This window comes from Mesorhizobium sp. M2A.F.Ca.ET.037.01.1.1 (genome assembly GCF_003998075.1).
In the GTDB taxonomy this organism is placed as follows: Bacteria; Pseudomonadota; Alphaproteobacteria; order Rhizobiales; family Rhizobiaceae; genus Mesorhizobium.
Map to the genome: position 1 here is coordinate 1 of NZ_RZSA01001286.1, position 1,522 is coordinate 1,522.

The window sequence follows — 1,522 nt, forward strand, 5'->3', positions numbered from 1 at the left end:
AAGGAAAGGTCAAGCTTATCCAAACACCCGCTTGAAGATCGTGTCGACATGCTTGGTGTGGTAGCCGAGGTCGAATTTCTCGCGGATCTCGGCTTCGGAGAGGGCCGCCGTCACATCCTTGTCGGCGAGCAGTTCCTCGAGGAAATCGGCGCCTTGCTCCCAGACTTTCATGGCGTTGCGCTGCACCAGGCGATAGGCGTCCTCGCGTGACAGGCCGGCCTGCGTCAGCGCGAGCAGCACACGCTGCGAATGCACCAAGCCTCTGAACTTATTGAGGTTCTTCTCCATGTTCTCGGGATAGACGAGCAGCTTGTCGACGACGCCGGTCAGGCGCGCCAGCGCGAAATCCAGCGTCACCGTCGCGTCCGGCCCGATCATGCGCTCGACAGAGGAATGCGAAATGTCGCGCTCATGCCACAGCGCCACGTCTTCCATGGCGGGCACGGCCATCGACCGCACCATGCGGGCGAGGCCGGTGAGATTTTCGGTCAGCACCGGGTTACGCTTGTGCGGCATGGCAGACGAACCCTTCTGGCCCGGCGAGAAATACTCTTCCGCTTCCAGCACTTCGGTGCGCTGCAGATGGCGGATCTCGACGGCCAGACGTTCGACCGACGAGGCGATCACGCCCAGCGTGGCAAAGAACATGGCATGCCGGTCGCGCGGGATGACTTGCGTCGACACCGGCTCCGGCTTCAGCCCGAGCTTTGCCGCCACATGCTCTTCGACATATGGCTCGATGTTGGCGAAGGTGCCGACCGCGCCGGAGATGGCACATGTCGCGATATCCTCCCGCGCATGCACCAGACGCTCGCGGCAGCGCGAGAACTCGGCATAGGCTTGCGCCAGCTTGATGCCGAAGGTGGTCGGCTCGGCGTGGATGCCGTGGCTGCGGCCGATGGTGACAGTGTCCTTGTGCTCGAAGGCGCGGCGCTTCAGCGCGGCGAGCAGGGCGTCGATGTCGGCGAGCAGGATGTCGCTGGCCCGCGTCAATTGCACCGCAAGGCAGGTGTCCAACACGTCCGACGAGGTCATGCCCTGGTGGATGAAGCGGGCATCCGGTCCGACGAATTCGGCGAGATGGGTGAGGAAAGCGATGACGTCATGCTTGGTGACGCGCTCGATCTCGTCGATCTTGGCGACGTCGAATTTGGCCGCGCCGCCTTTTTCCCAGATGGTCCTTGCCGCTTCCTTCGGGATGACGCCCAGCTCCGCCAGCGCATCGCAGGCATGCGCCTCGATCTCGAACCAGATGCGGAAGCGGGTTTCGGGCGACCAGATGGCGACCATTTCCGGCCGGGAATAGCGAGGGATCATCTGTTTTCAGTCCTGCCTGGGAGAAGCGTCGGCCGCGTCCTAACAGAGGCGGGCCCAATGCTCAACGCTGCTGCCGCGCAAACCAGATGCTAACCCCGACAAGTGCCGCAAAGCCCAGCGGAAAATAGAGTCGAACGCCAAGCGCGAGGAACTGGTGGAGCGCTGTCGGCAGCGTGAAGGTGAATTCATGCCTATCACGCCATGG

At 62.9% G+C, this 1,522-nt stretch carries 1 protein-coding gene; it reads right to left on the reverse strand.

Going from position 1 to position 1,522, the window contains the following annotated elements; all coding sequences use genetic code 11:
* Positions 1 to 15: 15 nt before the first annotated feature.
* Entirely contained in the window at positions 16 to 1,317 is a 1,302-nt protein-coding gene (gene purB, locus EOA27_RS35985) for an adenylosuccinate lyase (RefSeq protein ID WP_126082497.1), read from the reverse strand.
* Positions 1,318 to 1,522: the final 205 nt, after the last annotated feature.

What these genes read in the sequence shown, in the direction of transcription:
- purB (WP_126082497.1), bottom strand. Translation starts at nt 1,317, where the DNA reads ATGATCCCTCGCTATTCCCGGCCGGAAATGGTCGCCATCTGGTCGCCC.